18 protein-coding genes are annotated in these 24,345 nt (G+C 74.3%); 13 read left to right on the top strand and 5 right to left on the bottom strand.

Annotation, left to right across the window (positions count from 1 at the left end; all coding sequences use genetic code 11):
• Nucleotides 1-2 precede the first annotated feature (2 nt).
• The 6 genes from GA0070604_RS18470 to GA0070604_RS18445 all read left to right on the top strand — a co-directional run bounded on the left by GA0070604_RS18470 (nt 3) and on the right by GA0070604_RS18445 (nt 6,034).
• On the top strand, nt 3-1,091 hold the full coding sequence (locus tag GA0070604_RS18470; protein ID WP_091119646.1) for an HAD-IIIC family phosphatase: 1,089 nt from the start codon (nt 3-5) through the stop codon (nt 1,089-1,091).
• Nucleotides 1,091-2,080, top strand: a complete 990-nt coding sequence (locus GA0070604_RS18465; protein WP_091119643.1) for a translation initiation factor eIF-2B alpha/beta/delta subunit family protein — start codon at nt 1,091-1,093, stop codon at nt 2,078-2,080. Before GA0070604_RS18470 ends, GA0070604_RS18465 begins: the two co-directional genes overlap by 1 nt.
• Nucleotides 2,077-3,393 (top strand): acireductone synthase, encoded by a 1,317-nt coding sequence (mtnC, locus tag GA0070604_RS18460; protein ID WP_091119639.1) that lies wholly within the window; start codon nt 2,077-2,079, stop codon nt 3,391-3,393. The genes GA0070604_RS18465 and mtnC overlap by 4 nt, the downstream gene beginning before the upstream one ends.
• Nucleotides 3,393-3,959, top strand: coding sequence for a 1,2-dihydroxy-3-keto-5-methylthiopentene dioxygenase (locus GA0070604_RS18455; protein WP_091119635.1), 567 nt, complete (start codon nt 3,393-3,395; stop codon nt 3,957-3,959). The genes mtnC and GA0070604_RS18455 overlap by 1 nt, the downstream gene beginning before the upstream one ends.
• 38 nt (nt 3,960-3,997) lie before the next feature.
• Nucleotides 3,998-5,710 (top strand): IlvD/Edd family dehydratase, encoded by a 1,713-nt coding sequence (locus GA0070604_RS18450; RefSeq protein WP_091119631.1) that lies wholly within the window; start codon nt 3,998-4,000, stop codon nt 5,708-5,710.
• A 111-nt stretch (nt 5,711-5,821) separates the two neighbouring features.
• Nucleotides 5,822-6,034: an MbtH family protein gene (locus tag GA0070604_RS18445; RefSeq protein ID WP_091119628.1), complete on the top strand. Its 213-nt coding sequence runs from the start codon at nt 5,822-5,824 to the stop codon at nt 6,032-6,034.
• Between the two features lie 89 nt (nt 6,035-6,123).
• Here GA0070604_RS18445 and GA0070604_RS18440 read toward each other — a convergent pair whose 3' ends face one another.
• From GA0070604_RS18440 to GA0070604_RS18425, 4 genes are all read right to left on the bottom strand, one after another.
• Entirely contained in the window at nt 6,124-6,993 is an 870-nt protein-coding gene (locus tag GA0070604_RS18440; protein ID WP_244161980.1) for a helix-turn-helix transcriptional regulator, read from the bottom strand.
• A gap of 295 nt (nt 6,994-7,288) precedes the next feature.
• Entirely contained in the window at nt 7,289-10,204 is a 2,916-nt protein-coding gene (locus GA0070604_RS18435; protein ID WP_091119624.1) for a LuxR family transcriptional regulator, read from the bottom strand.
• Between the two features lie 147 nt (nt 10,205-10,351).
• Nucleotides 10,352-10,573: a hypothetical protein gene (locus GA0070604_RS18430; protein ID WP_091119621.1), complete on the bottom strand. Its 222-nt coding sequence runs from the start codon at nt 10,571-10,573 to the stop codon at nt 10,352-10,354.
• A gap of 55 nt (nt 10,574-10,628) precedes the next feature.
• Nucleotides 10,629-13,655 carry a type 2 lanthipeptide synthetase LanM family protein gene (locus tag GA0070604_RS18425; RefSeq protein WP_091119618.1) on the bottom strand — a complete coding sequence of 1,009 codons (3,027 nt, stop codon included), beginning with the start codon at nt 13,653-13,655 and terminating at the stop codon, nt 10,629-10,631.
• Between the two features lie 291 nt (nt 13,656-13,946).
• On the opposite strand from GA0070604_RS18425, the gene GA0070604_RS18420 reads away from it, so the two are divergent.
• From GA0070604_RS18420 to GA0070604_RS18390, 7 genes are all read left to right on the top strand, one after another.
• The gene (locus GA0070604_RS18420) at nt 13,947-14,552 is read left to right on the top strand and encodes a response regulator transcription factor (protein ID WP_091119616.1); all 606 of its coding nucleotides are present in this window, start codon (nt 13,947-13,949) and stop codon (nt 14,550-14,552) included.
• A 254-nt stretch (nt 14,553-14,806) separates the two neighbouring features.
• Nucleotides 14,807-15,748 carry an ornithine carbamoyltransferase gene (locus tag GA0070604_RS18415; RefSeq protein WP_091119612.1) on the top strand — a complete coding sequence of 314 codons (942 nt, stop codon included), beginning with the start codon at nt 14,807-14,809 and terminating at the stop codon, nt 15,746-15,748.
• Complete coding sequence (locus tag GA0070604_RS18410) at nt 15,748-16,977, top strand: MFS transporter (RefSeq protein WP_091127239.1); 1,230 nt, start codon at nt 15,748-15,750, stop codon at nt 16,975-16,977. The genes GA0070604_RS18415 and GA0070604_RS18410 overlap by 1 nt, the downstream gene beginning before the upstream one ends.
• Nucleotides 16,970-19,270, top strand: coding sequence for a lantibiotic dehydratase (locus GA0070604_RS18405; protein ID WP_091119608.1), 2,301 nt, complete (start codon nt 16,970-16,972; stop codon nt 19,268-19,270). Before GA0070604_RS18410 ends, GA0070604_RS18405 begins: the two co-directional genes overlap by 8 nt.
• Nucleotides 19,270-20,745: an amino acid adenylation domain-containing protein gene (locus GA0070604_RS18400; protein WP_208602309.1), complete on the top strand. Its 1,476-nt coding sequence runs from the start codon at nt 19,270-19,272 to the stop codon at nt 20,743-20,745. Before GA0070604_RS18405 ends, GA0070604_RS18400 begins: the two co-directional genes overlap by 1 nt.
• 70 nt (nt 20,746-20,815) lie before the next feature.
• Nucleotides 20,816-21,082: an acyl carrier protein gene (locus GA0070604_RS18395; RefSeq protein ID WP_091119601.1), complete on the top strand. Its 267-nt coding sequence runs from the start codon at nt 20,816-20,818 to the stop codon at nt 21,080-21,082.
• A gap of 4 nt (nt 21,083-21,086) precedes the next feature.
• Nucleotides 21,087-23,429, top strand: coding sequence for a lantibiotic dehydratase (locus tag GA0070604_RS18390; protein WP_091119597.1), 2,343 nt, complete (start codon nt 21,087-21,089; stop codon nt 23,427-23,429).
• Nucleotides 23,430-23,472: 43 nt separating this feature from the next.
• Here GA0070604_RS18390 and GA0070604_RS18385 read toward each other — a convergent pair whose 3' ends face one another.
• Nucleotides 23,473-24,306, bottom strand: a complete 834-nt coding sequence (locus tag GA0070604_RS18385; RefSeq protein ID WP_091119593.1) for a TrmH family RNA methyltransferase — start codon at nt 24,304-24,306, stop codon at nt 23,473-23,475.
• Nucleotides 24,307-24,345: the final 39 nt, after the last annotated feature.

The following is a 24,345-nucleotide window of genomic DNA, read 5'->3' as shown; positions in this document are numbered from 1 at the left end:
CGGTGGACACAGCTGCCGACAGCCGGCCGGTGAAGTGCGTGATCTGGGACCTCGACAACACCCTCTGGGACGGGGTGCTGCTCGAAGATCCGCAGGTCCGCCCGCGTACGGAGGTGCTCGACGCGATCCGCGCCCTCGACGAGCGGGGCATCCTGCACTCGATCGCCAGCCGCAACGACCCGGCGACCGCCCGCGCCAAGCTGGACGAGCTGGGCATCGGCGACCTGTTCCTGCATCCGCAGATCAACTGGGGCTCCAAGGCGGAGTCCGTGGCGGCGATCGCGCGGCGACTCAACCTCAACCCGGACGCGCTCGTCTTCGTCGACGACCAGGTCTTCGAACGCGAGGAGGTCAACTCCCGGCACCCGACCGTACGCTGCTTCGACGCCACCGAGGCCGCCGGACTGCCGGCGCTGCCGGCCTTCCACCCGCGCTTCGTGACCGGGGAGTCCCGGCAGCGGCGGCAGATGTACCGGGCCGACATTGACCGGGACGACGCCGCCGCCGAGTTCACCGGCACCTCCGAGGAGTTCCTGGCCACCCTGGGGATGGTGTTCACCATCGCCCCGGCCACCACCGAGGACCTGCGGCGGGCGGAGGAGCTGACCGTCCGGACCCACCAGCTCAACACCACCGGCCGGACGTACTCCTACACCGAGCTCGAAGCGTTGCAGCGCGCGGACGACCACCTGCTGCTGCTGGCCGAGCTGACCGACCGGTTCGGCTCGTACGGCAAGATCGGCCTGGCCCTGGTCGAGCTCGGCCCGACGGTGTGGCGGCTCAAGCTGCTGCTGATGTCGTGCCGGGTGATGTCGCGCGGGGTCGGCACGGTGCTGCTGAACGAGATCCAGCGGCTCGCGGCCGAGGCCGGCGTCCGGTTGCAGGCGGACTTCGTGTCCAACGACCGCAACCGGATGATGTACGTGACCTACCGGATGGGCGGGTTCCGGGAGGTGCACCGCGACGGCGACGAGGTCGTCCTGGAGGGCCCGCCCGGCGAGGCACCGGCGAGCCCGCCGTACCTGACGGTCCGGGGCGTGGCCGGCGGGGAGAACGCCGTCCGGCAGCCGGCCCGGTCGGGAGCGGGCTGATGGCCACCCCGATCCTGGCCGACAGCGTACGGCTGGCCGACGACGGCGTGCACATCCTGGACCGGCGGGTCTTCCCGGCCCGGCAGGAGTGGGTGCGGTGCGCGACGGTCGAGGACGTGGCCCGGGCGATCGAGGCGATGGTGACCCAGTCGTCCGGCCCGTACTTCGCCGCACTGTGGGCGATGGTGCTCGCCGCCCGGGAGGCCGTCGACCGCCCCGACCCGCTGGCCCACCTGCGCTGGGCGGGGGAGCGGATCATCGCGACCCGGCCCACCAACAACCACCAGCGCGAGGCGGTGCGGTCGGTGCTGGCCGGGGCCGACGGCACCGACCTGGTCGGGTCCGTGCTGGCCGCGGCGCGGGCGGGTGACCGGCGCTACCGGGCGCGCAGCCGGGAACTCGGCGAGCACACCGCGAAGCTGCTGCCGGACGCCGCCGCCGTGCTCACCCACTGCTGGGCCGACCTCTACCTGGTCGGGCTCGTCACCGCGGCGCAGGAGATGGGCAAGACCCTGACCTTCCACTGCACCGAGACCCGCCCGTACCAGCAGGGCGCCCGGCTGACCGCGCACACCCTCGCCGAGATGGGCGTCGAGACGACGGTGATCACCGACAACATGGGTGCCGCCGTGCTCGCCTCGGGCCGGATCGACGCGCTGGTCACCGCCGCCGACCGGGTCACCATGGACGGCCACGTGGTGAACAAGGTCGGCACCCTGGGGCTCGCGATCGCCGCACACGCCCACCGGGTGCCGTACCTCGCGATGGTCCACGCGCCCGACCCGCTCGCCCCGACCGCCGCCGACGTGCCGATCGAGTACCGCGCGGGCACCGAGGTGCTCTCCGCGGTCGGCGTGGTGGATCCCAGGATCCGTGGCCACTATCCCGCGTTCGACGTCACCCCACCGCGGTACGTCACCACGGTGGTCACCGACCGTGGCCCGTTCGACCCGGCCGCGCTCGCCGCCTACCACGAGGAGGGGCCGTGACCGTCGGCGTGGACCTGGTGCTGCTCGACATCGAGGGCACGCTCACCCCCACCAAACAGGTGCACTCCGTGCTGTACGACTACGCCCGGCCCCGCCTCGGTCCGTGGCTCGACGAACACGCCGACTCGCCGGCCGTCGCCGAGGTGGTCGCGCGGGTCCGGTCGTTGGCCGGGCTGGCGCCGGACGCGGGCACCGGGGACGTGCTGCGGGTGCTGCACGGTTGGATGGACGCGGACGAGAAGATCGCCCCGCTGAAGACCCTCCAGGGCCTGATCTGGCAGCGCGGCTACGCGACCGGTGAGCTGGTCACCGAGTTCTTCGCCGACGTGGCGCCCGCGCTGCGGGCCTGGCACGCGGCCGGGCTACGGCTCGCCGTCTTCTCCTCCGGTTCGGTCACCGCTCAGCTCGCCGCGTTCTCCCGGACCACTGACGGCGACGTGACCGGGCTGTTCAGCGGACACTTCGACACCGTCACCGCCGGGCCGAAGCGGGACGAGTCGTCGTACCGGGCCATCACGGCGGCGCTGGACGTCGACCCGGCGCGGGCGGTGTTCCTCACCGACGTACCGGAGGAGTCGGCCGCCGCGGCGGCGGCCGGCTGGCGCACCGTCGGCGTGGCCCGGCCGGGGGAGCCCTACCACGCGGCGGACTTCGGAGCGGCCCGGACCGTCGCCTCGTTCGACGACCTGGCGTTCGTGCCGGCCGCGCTGCTCGCCGCCGGCCGGGAACTCGCCGCCGAGGCCGCCCGGTACGCGGGGCTGGGCTGGATGCCCGGCACCTCCGGCAACCTGTCGGTGGTCCTGGACCGGGACCCGCTGCGGCTGGCCGTCACCGCGAGCGGGGTGGACAAGGGCGAGCTGACCGCGACGGACGTGGTCATGGTCGACGCGTACGGCGAGCCGGTCTCGGCCGGGGTGCCGTCGGCGGAGGCGGGCCTGCACGCCCGGATCGCGGCGGTCGCCGGCGCCGGGGCGGTGGTGCACGTGCACGCGCTGGCACCGGTGCTCGCCGCCGAGCGCTGGCCGGACGGGGTACGCCTGTCCGGTCTGGAGATGCTCAAGGGCGTCGGCCGTGGCGCGCACGACGACCCGGTCACCATCCCGGTGATCGCCAACGGGCAGGACATGGGGGCGCTCGGCGACGCCTTCGAACGCGGGTTCCGCTCCGACGTTCCGGCGCTGATCGTGGCCCGGCACGGCGTCTACGTGTGGGGCGCGGACCTGCGCCAGGCCCGGCACCGGCTCGAATGCCTGGAGTGGCTGCTCCGGTTCGCCCTCGCCACGACCAACGACGATCCGACGAAGGAGCTGTGATGACACTGCTGACCGTGTGGGCCGACGACGAGCCCGGCACGCCGCTGCGGCGCACCGAGGACGGCGAGAAGATCGCCGCCGAGCTGGGGCAGCTCGGCGTCCGGTTCGAGCGCTGGCCGGTGGTCGAGGGGCTGCCCGCCGAGCCGACCTCCGAGCAGGTCCTGGCCGCGTACGCGGAACAGGTGGCGCGGGTGGTCGACACCGAGGGGTACGTGCTGGTCGACGCCCTCTCGATGAACCCGACCGTCGACCCGGAGCGGGCGGCGCAGGCCCGGCGGAAGTTCCTCGCCGAGCACACCCACGACGACGCCGAGGACCGCTACTTCGCCCGCGGCGCCGGCGCCTTCTACCTGCACATCGAGGGCCACGTGTACGCGGTGCTGTGCGAGGCGGGCGACCTGCTCAGTGTGCCCGCCGACACCCGGCACTGGTTCGACATGGGCACCCGCCCCGACTGGGTGGCGATCCGCTTCTTCCACGAGGAGGACGGCTGGGTCGGCAACTTCACCGGCAGCCAGATCGCCGCCACGTTCCCCGACTTCGACACCCTCGTCGCGACCCGCTGACCCATGCGGGCGCGCTCGCACGGACGAAAGGACGAATCGTGTCGCTGCGCAGTTCGGCGTGGTACGCCGGCCAGGACCGCAACGCGTACATCCATCGTGCCTGGATGCGACGGGGTACGCCGGACGACGCGTTCACCGGTCGGCCGCAGATCGCGATAGCCAACACCGCCTCCGACCTCACCCCCTGCAACAGCCACCTCAACGAGGTGGCCGAGAGCGTCCGCCAGGGGGTGTGGGCCGCCGGGGGCGTACCGCTCAACCTGCCCGTGGTCTCGCTCGGCGAGACGAACATGCGGCCCACCGCGATGCTGTGGCGGAACATGGCCGCGATGGCCACCGAGGAGATGCTGCGGGCCAACCCGATCGACGGCGTCGTCCTGCTCGGCGGCTGCGACAAGACGATCCCCTCGCTGCTGATGGCCGCCGCGTCGGTGGACCTCCCGGCGGTCGTGGTGCCCGGCGGACCGATGCTCAACGGCACCTTCCGGGGCGTCCCGCTCGGCTGCGGCACCGACGTGTGGCGGCTGAGCGAGGAGGTCCGGGCCGGCACCCTGCCCGCCGCCGCGTTCCTGGAGTCCGAGTCGTCGATGATCCGCAGCCGTGGGCACTGCAACACGATGGGGACGGCGTCGACCATGGGGCTGCTCGCCGAGGCGCTCGGCATGACCCTGCCCGGCACCGCCGGCCTCCCGGCCGCGGACAGCCGGCTCCTGGCCCGGGCCCACGAGACCGGCCGGTTGGCCGTCGAGCTGGTCGGCGCCGGGCGGCGACCCAGCGAGGTGCTCACCGCGGGCTCGTTCCGCAACGCCATCGTGGCGCTGGCCGCGATCGGCGGCTCGACCAACGCGGTCGTACACCTGCTCGCGATCGCCGGTCGGCTCGGCGTGCCGCTGACGCTCGACGACTTCGACCGGATCGGCGCGGACGTGCCGCTGCTGGTCAACCTGCAACCGGCCGGCCAGTTCCTGATGGAGGACCTGCACCGGGCCGGCGGGTTGGCCGCCGTCCTCGACCAGGTCGCCGACCTGCTCGACCCGGACGCGGTCACGGTCACCGGCCGGCCGCTGGTCGAGCACCTGGCCGGCGCGGCCATCTGGGACCCCGACGTGATCTACACCCGGGACGCGCCGCTGCAGAAGCAGGCCGGGATCGCCGTGTTGCGGGGCAACCTCGCCCCCGACGGCGCCATCATCAAGCCGGCCGCGGCGTCGGAGCACCTGCTGGTCCACCGTGGCCGGGCGGTGGTGTTCGACTCGGTCGAGGAGCTGCACGCCCGCATCGACGACCCGGCGCTCGACGTCGACGCCGACTCGGTGCTGGTACTGCGCGGCTGCGGACCCCGGGGGTATCCGGGAATGCCGGAGGTGGCCAACCTGCCGCTGCCGGAGAAGCTGCTGCGGGCCGGCGTACGCGACATGGTCCGGGTCTGCGACGGCCGGATGAGCGGCACCGCCTACGGGACCGTCGTCCTGCACGTCGCCCCGGAGGCGGCGGTCGGTGGACCGTTGGCAAAGGTCCGCACCGGCGACTGGATCACGCTCGACGTGACCCGGCGCCGCCTGGACGTCGACGTGCCCGACGCCGAGTTGGCCGCGCGGGCGCCGTCGCCGGGGCTGACGGCCGCGCTCGCCCGCCCGTACCGTGGCTGGGAGCAGCTCTACGTCTCCACGGTCACCGGTGCCGACACCGGTGCCGACCTGGACTTCCTGGTCGGCGCCAGCGGCCACGACGGCGTCCGCGAGTCGTACTGACCGGCCGGTGGACCCCGCCACCCGCCGTACCCGTTCTTCTCTGCAACCGCCGTCGGCCCGCCGGCAGACTGGTTGCAACCGAAGGTCAAGCCCGAGCCGAAGGGACATCCCGTGTACGACGAGCAGACGGACGACCGCACCTACCAGGTCGTGCTGAACGACGAGGAGCAGTACTCAATCTGGCTGGCCGACCGGGAGCTTCCGTTGGGCTGGCGTGCCGAGGGCACCCGGGGCAGCCGGGAGGAGTGCCTGGCGCACATCGGTACGGTCTGGACGGACCTGCGCCCGCTGAGCCTGCGCCGGCAGATGGCCGAGCAGAGCTAGGGAGTCGCCGAACTGCGCGATCACCGTCGACGGTGATCGCGCAGTTCGTTGTCGCGGGTGTGGCGGCGGACCGGCGGCCGCCGGTCCGGTCAGATCAGGCCGGCGCGGACGCCCCGGGCCACCGCGTGGGCCCGGTTGCGCACCTGCAACCGGGCCATCAGGTCGTAGATGACGTTCTTGACGGTGTGCTCGGAGCAGGTCAACGTGTCGGCGATCGCCGCGTTGCCGTGCCCCTCGGCCATCAGCCGGAGCACCGTGGTCTGTCGCGCGGTGAGCGGCTCGACCGGCCACGCCGCCGCCGGCCGGGCCTGGACCGGTGCCGCCGGTGCCGGCTCGCCGGAGTTCGCCTCGTTGATCAGCCGAACCAGCGTCTCGTACGCGATCCGGCCGTAGCCGTGCACGGCAGAGCGTACGGCGGCGGCGAGCCGCGCCGGAGTGACCTCGGTGGACCCCACCAGCACCTGGGCGCCCGCCCGCACGGCCCGGCGTACCCCCGAGGGGGAGAACCGGTCCGCCACCACGATCAGCCGGTAGTCACCCGACCGGTACGCCGTGGGGCAGGCCTCGATCGCCTCGTCGACCGTACCGCCGGCCGCCACGACCACCGTCTCCGGCGACCGGTCCGGCTGCGCTGCGAGCGCCAGGTCGGCCCGGCGCAGCAGGGCGAGGACCCCGGCCCGGGCCCGGGTGTCACGCGCGCTGACATGCACCCGCAGCGGTTCGGTGCCGGGACGGGTGGCCGGCGTCCCGTGGTGCCGGGTCCGCCCCCCGTCCCGGGCCATTTCGCCCGGGACGGCCTCCCGGGCCGGTTCGCCGAAGGCCCGGCCGCGCTCGGTACGGAACGTCGTCGCGCGCTTCCGGTCGCCGCGTTCCGGGCCGGCCCACCGGTCGGGTACGGCGACCGGTGCCGTGCGGTGGGGTGGTGCCCAGTCGGGCGCCAACGTCGCGTTGCTGCTCATCGTGATGACTCCTTCGGGGTACGTTCTCGCCGCCGACGCACCGGGGTGACCCGGGTCACGTCGCGCTCTTCACCACCCCAGCGTCGCCAACCGCACGGGATTCGCGCATGGGGTCCGGCTCCCCACATTCGCGGCCACCCCGGTGCGTTGTGCCCGCCGTGCCGAGCAGCCAGAACACGGTGGTCGACGCCGGCCGACGGGAGCGTACGCCGGCCGGCGTCGGCAAATCCGGGGGAGCCCTACCGATGTCCCGCCGGCTCCGGTGCTGTCTCGTCCGGAATCCCGCCGGTCGCGGTCAGGCCGACAGCGCCATCGACCCGAACTCGCTCAACGCGATCCGGTCCCGCTGACCGGTCTTGGCGATGAGGCTGGCCACGTGCTTCTCCACCGTGCGCGGGGACAGGTGCAGCCGTTCGGCGATCTCGCGGTTGCCCAGGCGTTCGATCAGCAGCCGGAGGATCTCGAACTCGCGAACCGTGACGCCGATCGTGCGCAGCGCCGACGGGATCTCCTGGACCCCGCGCCGACGTTGGGCGACCGGCGCCCCGGCGCGGCGCATCAACGCCCGGCAGGCGCTCGCCACCGCCGTCACCTCAACAGTGTGGAAGTGTTCCTCGGCGGTGCGCAGCCACTCGACCGGGGTGCCCCAGTTGTCGGCGACGGCCGCCTCGCTGATCAGCCGCAGCCCCATGTGCCGGCCGGTGGCGTAGGGCGCGCCCACCCGTTCGGCCTCGGCCACCGCCTCCACCGCCTCCGCCGGCCGCCCCGCCCGGCCCGCCAGTACGGCCTTGGCGAAGAGCGCGAACTGCCGGTCCCAGCGCAGCCGGCTGACCGGTGCCGAGGTGACCGCGACGTACTCCGCGTGGTCGGCCTCCCCGTTCAGCACCCGCAGCAGCAGGTGCAGCCCGTAGCGGCCGGTGAGCTGATAGATGCTCGGGCTGCGCTCCTCCGCCGCGAGCGCCAGCGACAGCTCCTCGATCGCCCGGGGCCGGTTCTCCTCCAGCAGGGCGCACCACGCCCGGGCCAGACCGTGCACCCGAGGGGTGAGCTGCGCGAGGTCGCCGGCCCAGCGGCGTAGCTCGGCCAGGGCCGCGTCCATCTCGCGGCGCCGGCCCCGGTGGGCGCCGATGATGGCGCGCAGCAGGAGCGCGTACCGGGTGGTCTCCAGCAGCTTCAGCCGGGTGGTGACGGCGAGCACCTGGTCCAGCAGCGCCTCGGCCTCGGCGAAGTCGCCGCGCAGGATGGCGTAGAGGGCCAGGCTCGCTTCGGCCTGGTAGCGCGTGGTCACCGCACCGACCTGCGACGCCTCCAGCCGTACCTGCTCCAGCCGGTCGACGTTGCCGTCCCGTAGGGCGTCGTCGTTGCCGAGCCGGATCAGGGCGTGGATCTCCTCCAGCCGCAGGCCGTGCCGTACGGCCAGCTCGCGGGCCCGCTCCAGGCAGGCGGTGGCCTCGTCCGGGTCGCGCCCCCGGCTGAGCGCGCCGAGCAGTTGCCACGCCTGGCAGGCGACCACCGGCAGCGGTGCCGCCTCGGCCACCGCCGCCGCGCGCCGGGCCAACGACTCGGCGGTACGGACCTGGCCCGGACCGGCCACGTCCAGCATCAGGTGGGCGGCGACGGCGTCGACGGGCGCGACGTCCTCGTCGGCGGCGTCCGGCCCGAGCAGCCGCCGGGCGGTCTCCACCTGGGCCAGCCCGTCGGCGGAGTGGCCGGCGACGGCGGCGGCCCAGGCGAGGCGGGTGTGCAGCTTGGCCCGGGCACGGCGGTCCAGCACGCCGCTGATCCGGTCCAGTTCGCCGGCCGCCGCGACCGCCCGCTCGACCTGGCCCGCCTCGGCCAGCGCGTAGAGCAGCGTGGCGAAGGCGTCGGCGCAGTCCTGCGCGTCGTCGTCCTGGGTGAGCAGGCCGGTCGCCTTGTCCAGCAGGGTCACCGCGGAGTTCGCCGCGCCCTGGGCGAGGGCCCGCCGGCCGGCCTCGGCGAACAGCCGCCCGGCGCTGGACCGGTCACCCGAGGTCAGGCGCAGGCTGGCCGCGATCTGGCACCACTCGCCGGGCAGGCCGGGATAGCACTGCTCGACCGCGTCCGCCACCTGCCGGGTCAGCCGGCTGCGTTCCGCCGGGTGGAGCAGCGTCTGCAACGCCTCCGCGATGAGCGGGTGCTGGAAGGCGTACCAGCCGGAGATCTCCTCGTCCGGCGCGACGAGCTGGGTGGTCAGCTCGGCGTGCAGGTAGCTCAGCAGCTCGCGGTCGCCCAACCCGGTGGCGGTCTGGACCACGGCGAGCGGGAAGCGGCGGCCCAGCACGGCGGCGACCGACAGCAGCTCCCGCCCCGGCGCGCCGAGCTTGGCCAGCCGCCCCGCCACGCTGCGCGCCAGCGTGGTCGACACGGTCGTCTGTACCTTGCCGGTGACCCGCCAGCCGTCGGCCTCGGCGACCAGCAGCCCGCTGCTGAGCATGCCGCTCAACAGCTCCTCGACCAGTAGCGGAATGCCCCCGGTGTGGGCGCAGAGGTGCTCGGCGACCTGCTCCGGCACGGCCGCGGCGGCACCGCCGAGGCACGCGCCGGCCAGCCGGCGTACCTCGTCGTCGGCGAGCCGGTTCAGCTCGATCAGGGTGGCCGAGCGCCGTTGGGCCGCCGAGCGGACCAGGTCCAGGGCGGGGCAGGGCTCGGTACGGACCGTGCCGAGGAGCATCGTGGGCTGCCGGTCGAGGTTGTCCACGAGGTACTCGACCACGGCCAGGGTCTCCGCGTCGGCGTCCTGCAGATCGTCGAAGATCATCAGGCAGCCGCGTCCCCGGCCGACCAGGGCGGCCAGCCTCAGCACCGCCTCGGCGAGGACGACCAGGGAGGCGCTGGCCTCGCCCGGCGGGGGCGGGCCCCAGTCCGGGATCAACCGCGCGAGAACCGGCCGGTACGGGCCCAGGGCCTCGATGTCGACCGTGTCGCCGGCACGCAGCAGGGACATCAGCGCCTCGGCCAGCGACCGGAACGGCACCATCGGGCCGACCGAGCTGCCCCGGCCGCGCAGGATGCTCATGTCGGCGGCGAATCCGAGGTCGGCCGCGGCGGCGGCCAGCCGGGACTTCCCGATGCCGCCCTCACCGACCAGGAACACGGCCCCGGCCGTGCCGGATCTCGCCGCGTGCAGGGCCTGCTCGACCGTACGGAGCTCGTCATCTCGGCCCACCAGGAGCGATGCGCGGGTCCGCATGTCCGCAGACGATACCGGGCGTGACCACGTGGGTCTATCCGCGTCGACCGATGCCTAGCCGGTCACGCGCTCGGGGAGGCCATGCGGGCATGGCCTCCCCGAGCAGTCGGCGCGTCAGCTGGAGCGCCGAAGGACTCCTGAGCGCGACTAGTCGTTCCCCCCGCAGCATCCGGTGTCGGTGATGCCGATCAGCTCCTGGGCCGCGGTGCCCAGGCCGGTCGCCGGCGCCTCCGGCGCGACGACCACCCCGGCCAGCAGGGCCGCACCCAGCGCGAACGAGGCCGCGGCCGGCGCCAGCCGGTTGGTGCCACGGGTACGGGTAGAAGCGTCGTCGCCGGCCGTGAAAGTCTTGTTGTCTGCCTTGGACATTGTTCCTCCTCTTTCAACTTTCTCTGGTGGTGTGGACGGGTGTGTCGGCTGTGGCTCATCGGGTGAACTGAGCCAGCGCCTCAGCGGGCTTTCGTGGCGTGGGTTGCAGCAGCAGGATCGAGGGCACCCGTTCGGCGAAGCCGAGCCGGAGCAGCCCGTATCCGATACCCGCGAGTCCGTTGAGCAGCCCGGGGGTCGCGATGCCACCGGGCGTCCCGCAGTAGGGGGCGTGCTGGTTGACGGCGGCCAGGATCTGCCCGGCCCGGCGCCGCCGTACCTGCCGCGCGGTCCGGCCCCGGACGGCCGCCTCCGCCACGATCAGCGCCTCGGCGATGCCGAGCTCACCGTGGCAGAGACTGAGGTCGCGCAGCACCGGACGGTCGGCGAGCCGCGGCAGGACCGACCGGACCGTGGGGTCGCCGGCCAGTCCGGTGCGCGCCAGCAGCAGACCGGCGGCCCCCGAGCACCAGCCGTACGACCTGTCGGCGATCGCGTCGGCCGGGGCGCCGGCCCGGGCGACCGCGTGCCGCGCCGCCCGCGCGTACCGCGGGTCGGCCCCGGACTCGGCGAACCGGGCCAACGCCCAGCCGACGCCGGCCGGCCCGGTGGCGAAGCCCGGCAGCACCGGTTCGCCGTCCTCCGCGCACCGGCCGTCGGTCCGCTCGACCAGCTCCACCAGGCGGTCGGCACACGCCTCGGCCAGCCGGGCCGCCGCGGTCGAGCCGAGTTCGTCGCGGACCGCGGCCATCGCGGCGAGGCAGCCGGCACGACCCGTCGTCCAGCCGGGCGACGCTGGGGCGGGGGCCGCGGTGGCGGAGAGCTCGACTGCCGTCTCGGCCCACTCGCCCAGCGTCGCGTCGCCGAGCAGGGTGGACAGCCGGGCCAGGCCGTAGGCGATCCCGCCCAGCCCGGTGGTCCCGCCGCAGCCGATGGCGGAGAGCAGGTCCGGGCGGCCGCCGAGCACGGCCCACAGCGTCGGTACCGGCCCGACCGCGCGCCGGGCCACCTCGGCGTACCGGGCGATGCCGGTCAGCTCGGCGAGCTGGGCCAGGAACAACGCCACACCGAGGTAACCGTCGCCCAGGCTGGCGCCCATCGGCAGCACCATCCACCGGGTGTCCTCCACCACCTGCAGGCCGATCCAGTTCACCCGGCCGCCGCGCCCGTCCGCCTCCCGCTGGGTCATGCCCCGGGCGACGATCTGGTCGGCCAGCCCGCAGGCGGCGGCGAGGAGCCGGCCGGGCTCGGCGTCCACGACGGTCGACGGGCCCGGCAGCGCCGGCCCGCCCCGGTGCCCGCCGACCGGGCGTCGGGCGGCCAGGCTGGCGGAGATGATCCACTCCTGGTCACCCCGGTCGACCTCGTCCATCGCCTCGACGGTCGAGACCGCGCCGGCCAGGCCGCTGCGGTCGAGCAGATCCGGCATCCGCTCGCCGGTGGCGGCCCAGACGTCCCGGGTCCCCGGGTGGCTGGTCAGTAGCGGGATGTCGCCGGAACGCAGGTCGGCGATCTCGTACGGGGCCAGCGCGTGCCAGAGCGGATGGTGGGCGGACGCCTCCCGGAGCGTACTCAGGGCCTTGTCCCAGTCGTCGACGTCACCCAGCAGATCCGGCCCGGTGGACTCGTCCAGCAGCCGGGCGTACCCGCCACTGCGCCGGGCCACCACCCGGATCTCGACGTCGCGGCACTCCTGGAGGAGCTCGGTGAACGCGGCCCGGTCCCGGACGATCGCGTCGTACCCGAGCCGGAAGCCGGCCAGCACGGCCGCCTCGTGGTCGGCCGAGTCCAGCAGCTCCGCGCCCACGTACGGGCGGTTCCGGGCGCCGGGGAAGGGCGCCGCCCGCCGTACCAGCCGGGTCGTGTCGGTCGCCGGGGGATCCCAGTCCAGCACCCCGTCGGGGCGCGTCTCGCCCGGGTCGCCACCCATCCCGGAGTAGTCGAGCGTGCCGTACTCGCCGACGGTCAGGTACGGCAGCAGCCCGGTACGCCGTACCGAGGCGGCCAGCGCCGCGGCGGCCGGGTCGGCGGTGACGGTGTGCCCCGCCGGCAGCAGCGGGTGGAACAGCGTCTCGACGTCGATCAGGACCGGCTGGTCGGCGCTGGCGATGAGGTTCTCGCAGTGGATGTCGATCGCGCGGGTCGCGTACAGCGCGGCGAGCAGCACCCCCTCGCGGCGGTAGAAGTCCGCCGCCTGCCCGGCGTGGTCCAGCGGCCGGTGCGCGACGAACTCGACCCAGCCGTACCCGGGTCGGGCCAGCACGGCCGGGGTGCGGAGCCGGACGTCGGGCACCCGCTCGTTGAGCCAGTCGACCACCGCGCCGAACCGGGCCAGCGCCTGCGGGCTGCGCGGCCGGTAGATCACCTGGCGACCGTCGGCGAACTCGACGACCGACACCGTCCGGCCCCGCCGGTGCGGGTCGCCCAGACCGGGCCGCACCGCGACGACCGGTCCCGGGTCCACCCCGCCGAGCAACGCGCCGACGATCGCCGTGCGGTCGGCCCCGAACCGGGCCAGCAGCTCCACGGCGGCCTCGGTGGCGTGCTGGCTGGCCGTGCCGAGCAGCCGGGCGAGCACGGGGTACCTCCCGACCAGCGCGACCAGCCCGGGTCGGGCCGACAACCGGGCGATGAAGTCGGCGAAGCGCTGCCGGCCGTCGGCGCCGACCAGGTCCCCGTCGGTCCGGGCCATCTCCAGTTCGCGCACGATGGCGCGCGCCGCGATCCGGGCCAGTCGCCGGGCCAGCACGGCGGTGAAACTCTCCGTCAGGGCGCGCAGCTCGACCTGGTTCGGGGCCAGGTGGCGGCGGGCCGCCGCGGCCAGCAGCTCCTCGGCGCCGGCCAGGAACGGTCGCAGCGGTACGGAGAACGCGTCCGGCCACTCGTCGGCGGCCGGCGGCGGGCCGGCCGGATGTGCCGCCGCGGCGGCGACGGCCTGCTCGACGACGTCGACCCAGCCCGGCCGCGACGAGTCCGCGCCGTCCACGAGCGGGCCGTCCGCCTGCGCCTGCGCCCTCGCCCACCACCGTGGGCCGAGTACGTCGGTGGCGGAACTCTCTCCCGCGGGTGTCGATAGAAGACTCACCCTCCGTAAGTTGCCACACCGTCATCGCCGGGTCATGGGTAGAGGACACCCACATTTTCTCGGCCCGCACCCAGACCCGGATCCGTGATGGGTGCCCGACACCGCCGGTACCGCGCGGGTCCCTGGTACGCCGCGTCGCCGGACCCCCCGCCGAAGGCGACTCGCCCGGCCCGAGGCGGCCCGTCCGCGCCGGTCCGTCGGGTGCCCGGCCCGGAATTGGCGTGCGTCCTACCCATGTGCGCGCCCCTGGCTCCGTACTTCGATGTCGACAGTGCGACGAGGAGGTCCGAGATGGGTGAACCCGTAAGCGTCAACGTTGTCGCGCTGGATCCCGTGCTGGAGGCCGGCACGACCAGCGCCCTGTTCAGTTGCCCGGACATCACCGTGGTGGTGCCGGGCGAGCCGGCCTGGGTAACCGTCGTGATCGTCGACGATGTCAGCGACGAGATCCTCGACCTGGTGCGGGCCACCCGTGCGAAACCCCACCGGCCCGAGGTGGTCCTCGTCGCCGCCGAGCTGGCGGCGGCCGCGGCGCTGCACGCCATCGCGGCCGGGGCGCGGGGCCTGCTCCGCCGCCGCGACGCCAGCCCGGACCGGCTGGTCCACGCGGTGCTCGCCGCCGCGAGCGGCGACTGTATCGTGCCGCCCGACATGCTCGACGGCCTGCTGGAGCACGGCGCCGTCGCCCGGGACCCGGCGCTGGCGGCCGTCCTGACCGAGCGGGAACGCGCGGTGCTGCGCATGGTCGCCGAGGGCCACGAGACCGGCGACATCGCCCGGGCGCTGTGCTATTCGCCCCGCACCGTGACGAGCGTCCTGCACGACATCACGCACCGGTACCGGCTGCGTAACCGCGCCCACGCCGTGGCGTACGCGCTGCGGGCCGGCCTGCTGTGACCTCGCGCGCCACCGCCGGTCCGGCCCCCGCTCAGGACGAGGCCGCCACGTCCGCGGGTGCCGCCGACCGGAGGCACACGCGGACGGGAAGAACCGGCAGCGGTGGCCGCGAGCCAGCCGTGCCACCGCTTCCCTGTCCGGTCGGGGCGGCGACCAGACAGGCTGAGTCCGTCGGGGAGACGTCGACCGCGGACGTCCACGCGAGACCGGCGGGCCACCGGCCGCCGCGCGGCCCGGAGACCGGGGAGGTTCCGATGTCCACGCGCCAACACCTGATCTCGATCGACGATCTCACGGACGACGACCTGCGCTGGATCGTGCGGCGGGGCGTCGAGTACGCGTCCGGACGGCACCCGGACGCCCGACCCCTGCGCGGCGCCGTGGTCGGCGTCCTGTTCCGCAAGACGTCCACCCGGACCAGGACGGCCTTCTCCGCGGGCGCGCTGCGCCTCGGCGCCCACCTGATCACGTACGGTCCCGCCGACCTGCAGGAGAACACCGGCGAGACGGTCGAGGACACCGGCGCGGTGCTGTCGCGCATGCTCGACGTCCTGGTCGCCCGGACCGCCGGCCCCGAGTCGGAGCTGCGGGCGTACGCCGCCCAGCAGCGGATGGCGGTGGTCAACGCGATGAGCGCGGCCGAGCACCCCACCCAGGCACTGACCGACCTGACCACGCTGGCCCAGCACTTCCCGACGATCGACGGCCTGCGGGTGCTGTACGTGGGGGAGGGCAACAACACCGCCTCGGCGCTGTCCCTCGCGCTGGCCCGGTACCCGGGCACCGAGCTGCACCTGCGTACGCCACCCGGCTACGGCGTCGAGCCGCGCTTCCTCGACCGGGCCGAGGTGGCCGCGAAGCGTACCGGGGCGAGGATCGAGCAGCGCCACGACATGTCGGCGCTGCCCGAGGTGGACGTCGTCTACACGACCCGGTGGCAGACCACCGGCACGACGAAGCCGACGGCCGACTGGCGTACGGCGTTCGCGCCGTTCCGGGTCGACGGCGCCGTAATGGACCGCTGCGGGGCGACCGTGTTCCTGCACGACCTGCCGGCGCACCGCGGTGAGGAGGTCACGGCGGACGTGCTGGACGGCCCGGCCAGCGTCGCCTTCCAGCAGGCGGAGAACAAGTACCACAGCGCCCGTGCCGTGCTGGAGTGGTGCGCCGGCCAGAGCCCGATCGGCGGCGCGTGATGGCGCACCGAAGCGGGCGCAACGCCCTGTACCTGGCCGGCGGGGTGTCCTCCGTCGGCACCCAGATGACGATGCTGGCGTTGCCGTGGCTGGTGCTGGAGAGCACCGGGTCGGCGGCCCGGACGGGCCTGGTCTTCGCCGTGCAGATCCTGCCGATCGCGCTGCTCGGGTTCCTGGGCGGCACCGTCATCCAGCGGCTCGGCGCGCGTCGGACGATGCTCGTCGCCGACATCGCCCGGGCCCCGATCGTGGCCCTCGTCCCGGTGCTGCACGCCGCCGACGCGCTCAGCCTGGGCGCCCTGCTGGCGTTGGTCGCCCTCATCGGGGTGTTCGGGGTGCCGTACGCCGCGTCGCAGCGGGTGCTCGCGGTCGCCCTGACCGGCGACGACCCGCACGCGCTCACCCGGGCCAACAGCGTCCTGGACGGCATCTACGGGGTCTCCGCGTTCGGCGGTCCCGCCATCGCGGGAGCCCTGATCGCGCTCTTCGGACCGGCCCAGGTGCTCTGGCTGGACGCGTTCTCGTTCGCGCTGTCCGCGCTGGTGCTGCTGGCGTTCGTGCCGCGGGTCGGCCGGTCCGCGCCGGCCCGGGGTGGCCCGCGCGGGGTGCTGGCCGGGCTGCGTCACCTGCGTGCCGACCGGTTCCTGGCCCAGACGGTGCTCTCCACGCTGATGTACGGGTTCCTGCTCCGGGTTCTGGCGGTCGCCCTGCCGCTGCTCGCCTTCGTCAGCTTCGACGGGAACGCCCGGCTGGGCGGCCTGCTGGTCGCCGCCGAAGGCGCCGGCGCGCTGCTCGGTTCGCTCGGGGTCTTCGTGGTGGCCGGCCGGGTGCCGGCGCCTCGGCTGGCCGGCGTCGCCATGATCGCCGTCGCGCTGCCGCTGTGGCTGCTGCCGCTGCCCCTCCCGCCCGCCGGGCTGGTGGCGGCGGTTGCCGTCTCGGCCGCGGCCGTGTCGGTGTCCAACGCCCCGTACATGACGATCCTGGGCACTCGGGTCCCGGCCGAGTTGCTGCCCAAGGTGCTCCAGGCGGTCATGACGATCAGCAACATCGCCGGACCGCTGGGCTTCCTGTGCGCCGGCCTCCTGATGCAGGGGGTCGGGATCCGGGCGAGCCTGGTCGTCGTCGCGGCCTGCGCCACCCTCGCCACGCTCAACTTCCTGATCGCGCTGGCCCGGATGGACCGGGTCGGCGTCCCGCCCGCCCCGCAGAAGGTGTTCAGCAATGCCTGATGACGTGCTATTGACCGGCGGCTGGCGGTTGTGGCCGCAGTTCGCCCTGCGCGGGCCGGGGTTTCCGGCCGACGGCGTACTGCGGTTGGCCCCGGAGGGGCTCGCGCCGGCCGCGGACAAGGTCCCGGACGCGCTCTCCGGCCCGGAGTGGGACGAGTTCGCGCGGTGCTTCGAGGCGGCGGCGGTGCGTACCGCCGGGACCCTCCAGGAGATCGCCGGCAGGCCGGACTTCCGGGCCGCGGTGGGATGGCAGAACCGGGCCGTCCTCGGCTCCGGGATCGCGCCCTTCCTGTCCTGGGTGCCCACGGCCACCGGCCGGACCAGCATGCCGCGGCAGCGCGAGGAACTCGTCGCGCACTACTGGCAGCGATTCTGCGTCAAGAACGACACCATCGGCTTCTTCGGCCCGGTCGGCTGGGGGCGCTTCGACCCGGCCCGGCGCGGCGTGGCGGTCGACCCCGGCGACCGCCTGGTCGCCGAGTCGGAGGTGTACCTGTCCAGTTGGGCGGTGGACGCGCTGGCCCGGCAGATCGGCGCCGACCCGGGGCTGCGGCGGTGGCTGCCGCCGCTCCGGGTGCCGTTCGCCCGGGTCGCGGACGGTCGGGTGTCGTTGCCGGGCCGCCCGGTGCAGGCCGTCGCACCGCACCTACGCCGGATCCTCGAACTGTGCGACGGTACGCGGCAACCGGGGGAGATCGCCGAGGCGGTCGACCGGCCCCTGCCGGAGGTGCTGCGTGCCCTCCAGACCATGGTGGAGCAGCGCTGGATCGTCTGGCGGCTCGACGTGCCCTCCGGTACCCATCCGGACCGTGAGCTGCGTGCCCTGTTGGAGCGGATACCGGACCCGGCGGTGCGGCAGCCTGGCCTGGCGAAGCTGGCCGTTCTCGAACGCGGACGCGAGCGACTGCGGTCGTCCGTCGCCGAGCCCGACGCGCTCGTCGCCGCCCTGGCCGGGCTGGAGGCGTCGTTCGTCGAGCTGACCCGGGTCGCGGCACAGCGCGAGAAGGGCGCCCGGACCGCACCGTGCCGGGCGGTGGCCTACTCCGACTCGCGCCGCGCCGCGACCGTCCGGGCCGGCACCGCCGTGCTCGACGCGCTGGCGCCGCTGGGAATGTGCCTCACCGCCGCCCGCTGGCTGACGAACCGGATCGCCGAGGCCGCCGAGGCGCGGATCGGCGCCGCGTACCGGGAGCTGCGCGACCAACGGTCGACTGTGGACCTGGCGACCCTCTGGATGCGCTGCCAGCCGACGCCGTATCCCGGTGCCGCCGCTGACGCCGACCGGATCCAGACGGAGCTGCGGCGGCGGTGGGAACGGATCGTTGACGCCCCGCCGGGCGCCCGCCGGGTGCGGCTCTCCGCCGCCGGGATCGCCGACGCGGTACGCGACGCGTTCGACGAGCCGGCGCGCGGCTGGAACCTCGCCCGGTACGTCAGCCCCGACGTCTTCGTCGTCGCCGACGACCCCGAGGCGGTCCGGCGCGGCGACTGCACCATCGTGCTCGGCGAGCTGCACGTGGCGACGAACACCCTCGACCAGTCGCTGTTCGTGTCGCAGCACCCCGCCGCCCGGGAACTGCTCGACGAGACGGACCGGGACTTTCCCGGCCCGCGGGTGCTGCCCATGCTGCCGAAGGAGACCCCGCAACTGCGGTGGTCGGCCCGCAACCGACCCGCCCTCGACCGGCCGCGGGACCACCTCGTCGCCGTGGTGGGGCACAGCGCCGATCCGCGCCGCCCGCGTACGGTGCTCGGCGCCGACGTACTGGTCGAGGAGCGGGACGGCCGCCTGGTGCTGGTGCTGCCGGACGGGGCCGTGTTCGGGCTGCTGGACGTGTTCGGCTACGCCCTGACCAACCAGGTCATCAACCGCTTCGCGCTGCGCTCGGCCGGCGACCACTCGCCCCGGGTGACCGTGGACCGGATGGTGGTGGCCCGGGAGTCGTGGCGGTTCGCCGCCGAGGCCCTGGACTTCGCGACGGAGAAGGTCGAGGCCCGGCGGTACGTGCGGGCCCGCCGGTGGCGTGACGCGCACGACCTGCCCCGCTTCGTCTTCGTGGTCTCCCCGGCCGAGCCGCGACCGTTCTACGTGGACTTCGACAGCCCGGTCTACGTGAACATCCTCGCCAAGGCCGCCCGCCGGCTGCACCGCTCCGACCCGGCGGCCCGACTGACCGTCACCGAGATGCTACCCACCCCCGAGCAGACCTGGCTGACCGATCACCGGGGGGCCGGATATGGCTGCGAGCTGCGCCTCGTCGCCGTCGACCAGACCACGGGGGAGTCCGCATGATCAGCACGTTCGTCGCCGACCTGCGCTCGCACGACGGCCCCGCGATCGTGACCGGCGACCGGACGCTCAGCTACCCCGAGCTGGTGGCGCGCGTCGAGCGGCTCGCCGGGCGGCTCGCCGGCAGCGGGGTGGGGCCGGAGCGGGTCTGCGTGGTGGCGCTGGAACGCGGACCCGAGGCGGTCATCGCGATCGCCGCGGTGCTGCGGGCCGGCGGCGCGTTCCTGGCCGTGGACGTCGACCTGCCCGACCAGCGGATCGCCTCGCTCGTCGCCGGCGCCGACACCCTGCTCACCACGGCGGCGCTGGCGCAGCGGTTCGCCACGCTCGGCGTACCGGGGTCACCCGTCCTGCTCGACGAGCCCGGCCCCACGGCCCCGCTGCCGCCCGGCGTCGCGCCACGGTCGCTGGCCTACGTCGGCCACACCTCCGGCTCGACCGGCACACCGAACGCGGTGCTGATCGAGCACCGCTGGCTGCACGACTACCTGCGGTTCGTCGCCCGCGACCACCGGCTCGGGCCGGACACGGTGGCGGTGCAGCTCGCGCCGCTCGGTTTCGACGCCTCGATCCGGGACATCTTCGCGCCGCTGGTGGCCGGCGGCCGCCTGGTGATGCTGCCCCGCGCGACGCTGCTGCGGCCGGACGAGTTCTTCGCCGCTCTGGAGCGGTTCGAGGTCAACACGATGCTCAGCGTCACGCCGTCGTTCCTCACCTTCCTGGCGCGCCACGACGACGCCGCGCGGCGGCTACGCGGACTGCGGCTGGTCGGCACCACCGGCGAGTCGCTGCGGCCGTTCCTCGCCTCGGGCGGCCGGCGGCTGTTCGCCGGCCGGCTGGTCAACCAGTACGGCCCGACCGAGTGCACGATGACCGCGGCCCGGTTCCCGGTGCCGGCGCAGCCGGACACCGGCGTCGACCTCATCGGCACCACCATCGACGGCGTGGCGGTACGACTGCTCGACGGCGACCTGCGGCCGGTCCCGGACGGGCAGAGCGGCGAGATCTGCATCGCCAGCCCGGGGTTGGCCCGTGGCTACGGGGGCCGCCCGGCGCTGACCGCCGAGCGGTTCGTGCCGGATCCGTTCGGCACCCCGGGGGCGCGCCTCTACCGCACCGGCGACCTGGCCCGGCGACACCCGGACGGCAACCTGGAGTACCTCGGCCGGGCCGACCGGCAGATCAAGATCAGGGGTTACCGGGTGGACCCCGCCGAGGTCGAGGGCGTGCTGCTGGCCCATCCCGCGGTGACCGGCGCGGCGGTCACCGCGGCGACCGACGAGCGGGCCCGGACGTACCTCGTCGCCCACCTCACCGGCGACCTGGCCGAGGTCGGGGACGCCGTGCTGCGCGCGTACCTGGCGCGGACGCTGCCGCCGCACATGCTGCCCCGCCGGTTCGCCCGACTGAGCCGGTTCCCGACCACCCGTACCGGCAAGATCGACCGCCGCGCCCTCACCGCCGGCGCCCTCCGCTGACCCGTCGGCCGGCCCAGCCCGTCGCCGGATCAGGGCACGAGCCCCAGCCCCTTCGACCTAAGGACCGAGAATGACCATCATCGACGGCACGACGCTCGCCGGCACCGACCTCCGGGAGCTGATCACCTCGATCTACCGCGAGACGCTCGCTGACGGCGGACTCGACGCGGACAGCGACTTCTTCGAGGCCGGCGGGGACTCGCTGGCCGCGTTCCAGATCACCGCGGGCATCGAGGCGGCGCTCGGGGTGGAGGTCCCGGTGGCGTTGGTGTTCTCCTACCCGACACCGGCGGAACTCGCCGAGGTCGTCAGCGCGGACGCGGCATCGGGGGTCTGACGCCATGCCCGGCACGAACGGCGCCGACCGCGCCGGGGACCCCGCCCTGCGACTGGGTGGACGGTGGCGGCTGTGGGACCAGTTCAGCCTGCGCGGGGCGGGATTCCCCGCCGACGGCGTACTGCGCCTGGTGGACGACGAGCTGGCCCTGGCCGCCGACCGGATCGGCCTTCCGCCCGGCTCCCCGAGGTCGGCGGGTGCTGCTCCGGCCGCCTCCGCGGCGGAGTGGAAGGCGTTCGAGGAGTCGTTCGCCGCCTCCGCGGTCAAGAGCGCCCTGACCCTCCAGTCGGCCGCGGCGACGCCCGAGTTCCGTACGGCGGTGGCGTGGCAGAACCGGGTCGTGCTCGGTCGCGCCGTCCAGCCGTACCTGTCGTGGCGGCCCACCGCCGCCCGCACCAGCCAGGTACGCCAGCGGGAGGAACTCGTCGCGCACTACTGGCAGCGGCTGTGCGTCAAGAACGACACCATCGGGTTCTTCGGCCCGGTCGGCTGGGGCCGGTACGACCCGACGGTGCCGGGGCTGGCGGTCGACCCCGGCCGGGGCCTCGTCGCCGAGACCACCGTCTACTTCGCCAGCTGGGCGATCGACGGCCTGGCCCGCAGCATCGGCGCCGACCCGGTGCTCGCCGGCTGGGTCGCGCCGCGGCGCGTGCCGTTCGTCCGGGTCGACGGGCGGACGGTGTCGCTGCCCGGCCGGCCGGCGCAGCAGCTCACGCCCGAGCTGTCCGAGGTCCTCGACCGTTGCGACGGCACCCGACCTGCGCTGCGGATCGGCCAGGAACTCGGTCACGACGTCACCGAGGCGCTCACCGAGCTGGTACGGCGCCGCCTCGTGGTGTGGCGGCTGGACATCCCCGCCGACGCCTACCCGGAGCGCCACCTCCGGGCGTGGCTGGCCACCGTCGAGGATCCGGCCGCCCGGCAGCGGGGCCTGGACAAGCTGGCCGTGCTGGAACACCACCGGGAGCGGGTCCGCGAGGCCACCCGACCGGGCGAGCTGTCGGCGGCGATGGCCGCGTTGGAGGACGACTTCGTGGCGCTGACCGAGACGGCCGCCACCCGCGAGAAGGGCGCGACGACCGCGCCCGGCCGGGCGTTGGTCTACTCGGACTGCCGGCGGGCCGCGTCGGTCCGGGTCGGCCCGGAGGTCCTGTCCGCGCTGGCCCCGCTCGACCCGCTGCTGACCAGCGCCACCTGGCTCACCTCCGCCCTGGCCGAGCGGGTGATGGCCCGGGCCCGGCGGGTCTTCGACCGGCTGGCCGGGCCGGTCGACCTGGCCACCTTCTGGTTCGCCTGCATGCCGATCCTGCACGGCGAGGCCGTCTCGGACGTCACCGAGTTGCAGGCCGAGTTCTGGGCGCGCTGGGTCCGGCTGCTCCGGATCGACGACGGGGCCCGGCGGGTCGTCCTGTCCCTGGCCGACCTCGCCGACCGGGTACGCGAGGTCTTCGACGCGCCCGGCGGCGGCTGGCCGACGGCGCGTTACCTCAGCCCGGACGTCATGATCGCGGCGACCGACGCCGAGGCGGTCGGGCGTGGCGAGTTCGAGCTGGTCCTCGGGGAGCTGCACGTCGCCATCAACACCCTGGGCGCCTCGCTCTATCTCAACCAGCACCCGAACCCGGCCGAGCTGGTCGAACTGACGGACCGGGATTATCCGGAACCGCGGCTCATGCCGTTGATCTCCAAGGAGAACAGGTCCCGGCTCTCCACCCGGATCCGCTACAGCCTCGCCCGGCCGGAGGACTACTACGTCGCGCTGGTGGACTTCACCGCGGACCCGCACCGGCCGCGTACGGTCAACAGCGCCGACGTCAGCGTGCGGGCGCACGGGGAGCGGCTGGTGGCCGTGCTGCCCGACGGGGCGGAGTTCGACGTGGTCGACGTCTTCTCGCACGTCCTGACCTCGCTCGTGCTGGATCGCTGGCGGATCCTGCCCGAGCGCGACCACACGCCGCGGGTGACGGTGGACAAGCTGGTGCTGGCCCGGGAGACCTGGCGCTTCGCCGCCGACCAGCTGGCCTTCGCCGAGGAGAAGACCGAGGCCCGCAGGTTCGTCCGGGCCCGGCGGTGGGCCACGACCCACCAACTGCCGAGGTACGTCTTCGTGACCTCACCTGCCGAGCCGCGGCCGCTGTTCGTCGACTTCGACAGCCCGGTGTACGTGAACCTGCTGGCCAAGGCGGCGCGCCGGCTGGTCCGCAAGGATCCGGGCGCGCGGCTGACCGTCACGGAGATGCTGCCCACCCCGGAACAGACCTGGCTCACCGACGACCGGGGCGACCGCTACACCTCGGAGCTTCGCTTCGTCGCGTTCGACACCGGACGTGACGAACCGGAATCCTGAGCCTGCGCCCGGGGCGGTCCGTCGACGGGCCGCCCCGCCGGCGTTACCGCCCCGCCTTCCGCGCTCGTTGGCGCGCGGCCTCGTACAACACCACCGTCGCGGCCGAAGCCGCGTTCAGGGAGCTGGCAGCGCCGGTGATCGGGATCCGTACCATGCGGTCGCAGGACTCCCGCCACGCGGCGCTGAGGCCGTGCGTCTCGTTCCCCACCGCGATGATCTTCGGCCCGGAGAGGTCGTGCTCGGCGACGTCCACGTCCCCGTGTTCATCGGTGCCGACGATCTCGACGGCTGTCCCCCCGGCGCGCAGCGAGCCGGCCCAGTCCGTCACCTCGCGATGGCTCGGCACCCGCACCACGGGGACGGCGAACAACGATCCGGTGCTGGCCCGTACCGCCTTCGGGTCGTAGGGGTCGGCCGCATGCCCGGTAATGATCACGCCAGACGCGCCGAAGGCGTCCGCCGATCGGACGAGCGTGCCGATGTTGCCCGGAGTGGTCGGCCGGTCGAAGACCATCACCAGCAGGTCAGCCGTACGAGGTATCCGCTGCAACCGGTCCTCGGGCAGTCCGACCACCGCGAGCAGCTCGGGTGATTCCTCGTCCTTGCCACCCAGCTCGCGTAACAGCTCCGGCGCCACCACCACCCGGCCGGCGCCGCCGACGCGATCGAGGATGCCACGACTCCAGCGGGAGAGGCTCTGCCCGTCGGGGTAGAGCAGCGCGCGGATCTCCCAACCGTGCTCGACCGCGAGGGTGATGGGCCGAACGCCCTGGACCACGAACTCGCCCGCGCGTTGGCGCTTGGTGCGGTTGGTCAGCAACGCCTGCCACTGCTGGAAGGTCGCGTTCCGCGTGGTGATCTTCAGTGTTCTCGCCACGGTGCCCGGTAGCCTCCTCGACGCGCTCACCACCTGGCC

Origin of the sequence: Micromonospora eburnea, from assembly GCF_900090225.1 — a bacterium.
In the GTDB taxonomy this organism is placed as follows: Bacteria; Actinomycetota; Actinomycetes; order Mycobacteriales; family Micromonosporaceae; genus Micromonospora; species Micromonospora eburnea.
The sequence above is the reverse complement of the archived record's forward strand: the minus strand, read 5'-3'. Positions and strand labels throughout refer to the sequence as shown.

Excerpts from the sequence above, each read along its gene's own strand:
- GA0070604_RS18395 (WP_091119601.1), top strand. The coding sequence starts at position 20,816 with ATGACCATCATCGACGGCACGACGCTCGCCGGCACCGACCTCCGGGAG.
- GA0070604_RS18455 (WP_091119635.1), top strand. The coding sequence starts at position 3,393 with ATGACACTGCTGACCGTGTGGGCCGACGACGAGCCCGGCACGCCGCTG.
- GA0070604_RS18415 (WP_091119612.1), top strand. The coding sequence starts at position 14,807 with ATGTCCACGCGCCAACACCTGATCTCGATCGACGATCTCACGGACGAC.
- GA0070604_RS18440 (WP_244161980.1), bottom strand. The coding sequence starts at position 6,993 with ATGAGCAGCAACGCGACGTTGGCGCCCGACTGGGCACCACCCCACCGC.
- GA0070604_RS18430 (WP_091119621.1), bottom strand. The coding sequence starts at position 10,573 with ATGTCCAAGGCAGACAACAAGACTTTCACGGCCGGCGACGACGCTTCT.
- GA0070604_RS18465 (WP_091119643.1), top strand. The coding sequence starts at position 1,091 with ATGGCCACCCCGATCCTGGCCGACAGCGTACGGCTGGCCGACGACGGC.
- GA0070604_RS18390 (WP_091119597.1), top strand. The coding sequence starts at position 21,087 with ATGCCCGGCACGAACGGCGCCGACCGCGCCGGGGACCCCGCCCTGCGA.
- GA0070604_RS18410 (WP_091127239.1), top strand. The coding sequence starts at position 15,748 with ATGGCGCACCGAAGCGGGCGCAACGCCCTGTACCTGGCCGGCGGGGTG.
- GA0070604_RS18405 (WP_091119608.1), top strand. The coding sequence starts at position 16,970 with ATGCCTGATGACGTGCTATTGACCGGCGGCTGGCGGTTGTGGCCGCAG.
- GA0070604_RS18435 (WP_091119624.1), bottom strand. The coding sequence starts at position 10,204 with ATGCGGACCCGCGCATCGCTCCTGGTGGGCCGAGATGACGAGCTCCGT.
- GA0070604_RS18420 (WP_091119616.1), top strand. The coding sequence starts at position 13,947 with ATGGGTGAACCCGTAAGCGTCAACGTTGTCGCGCTGGATCCCGTGCTG.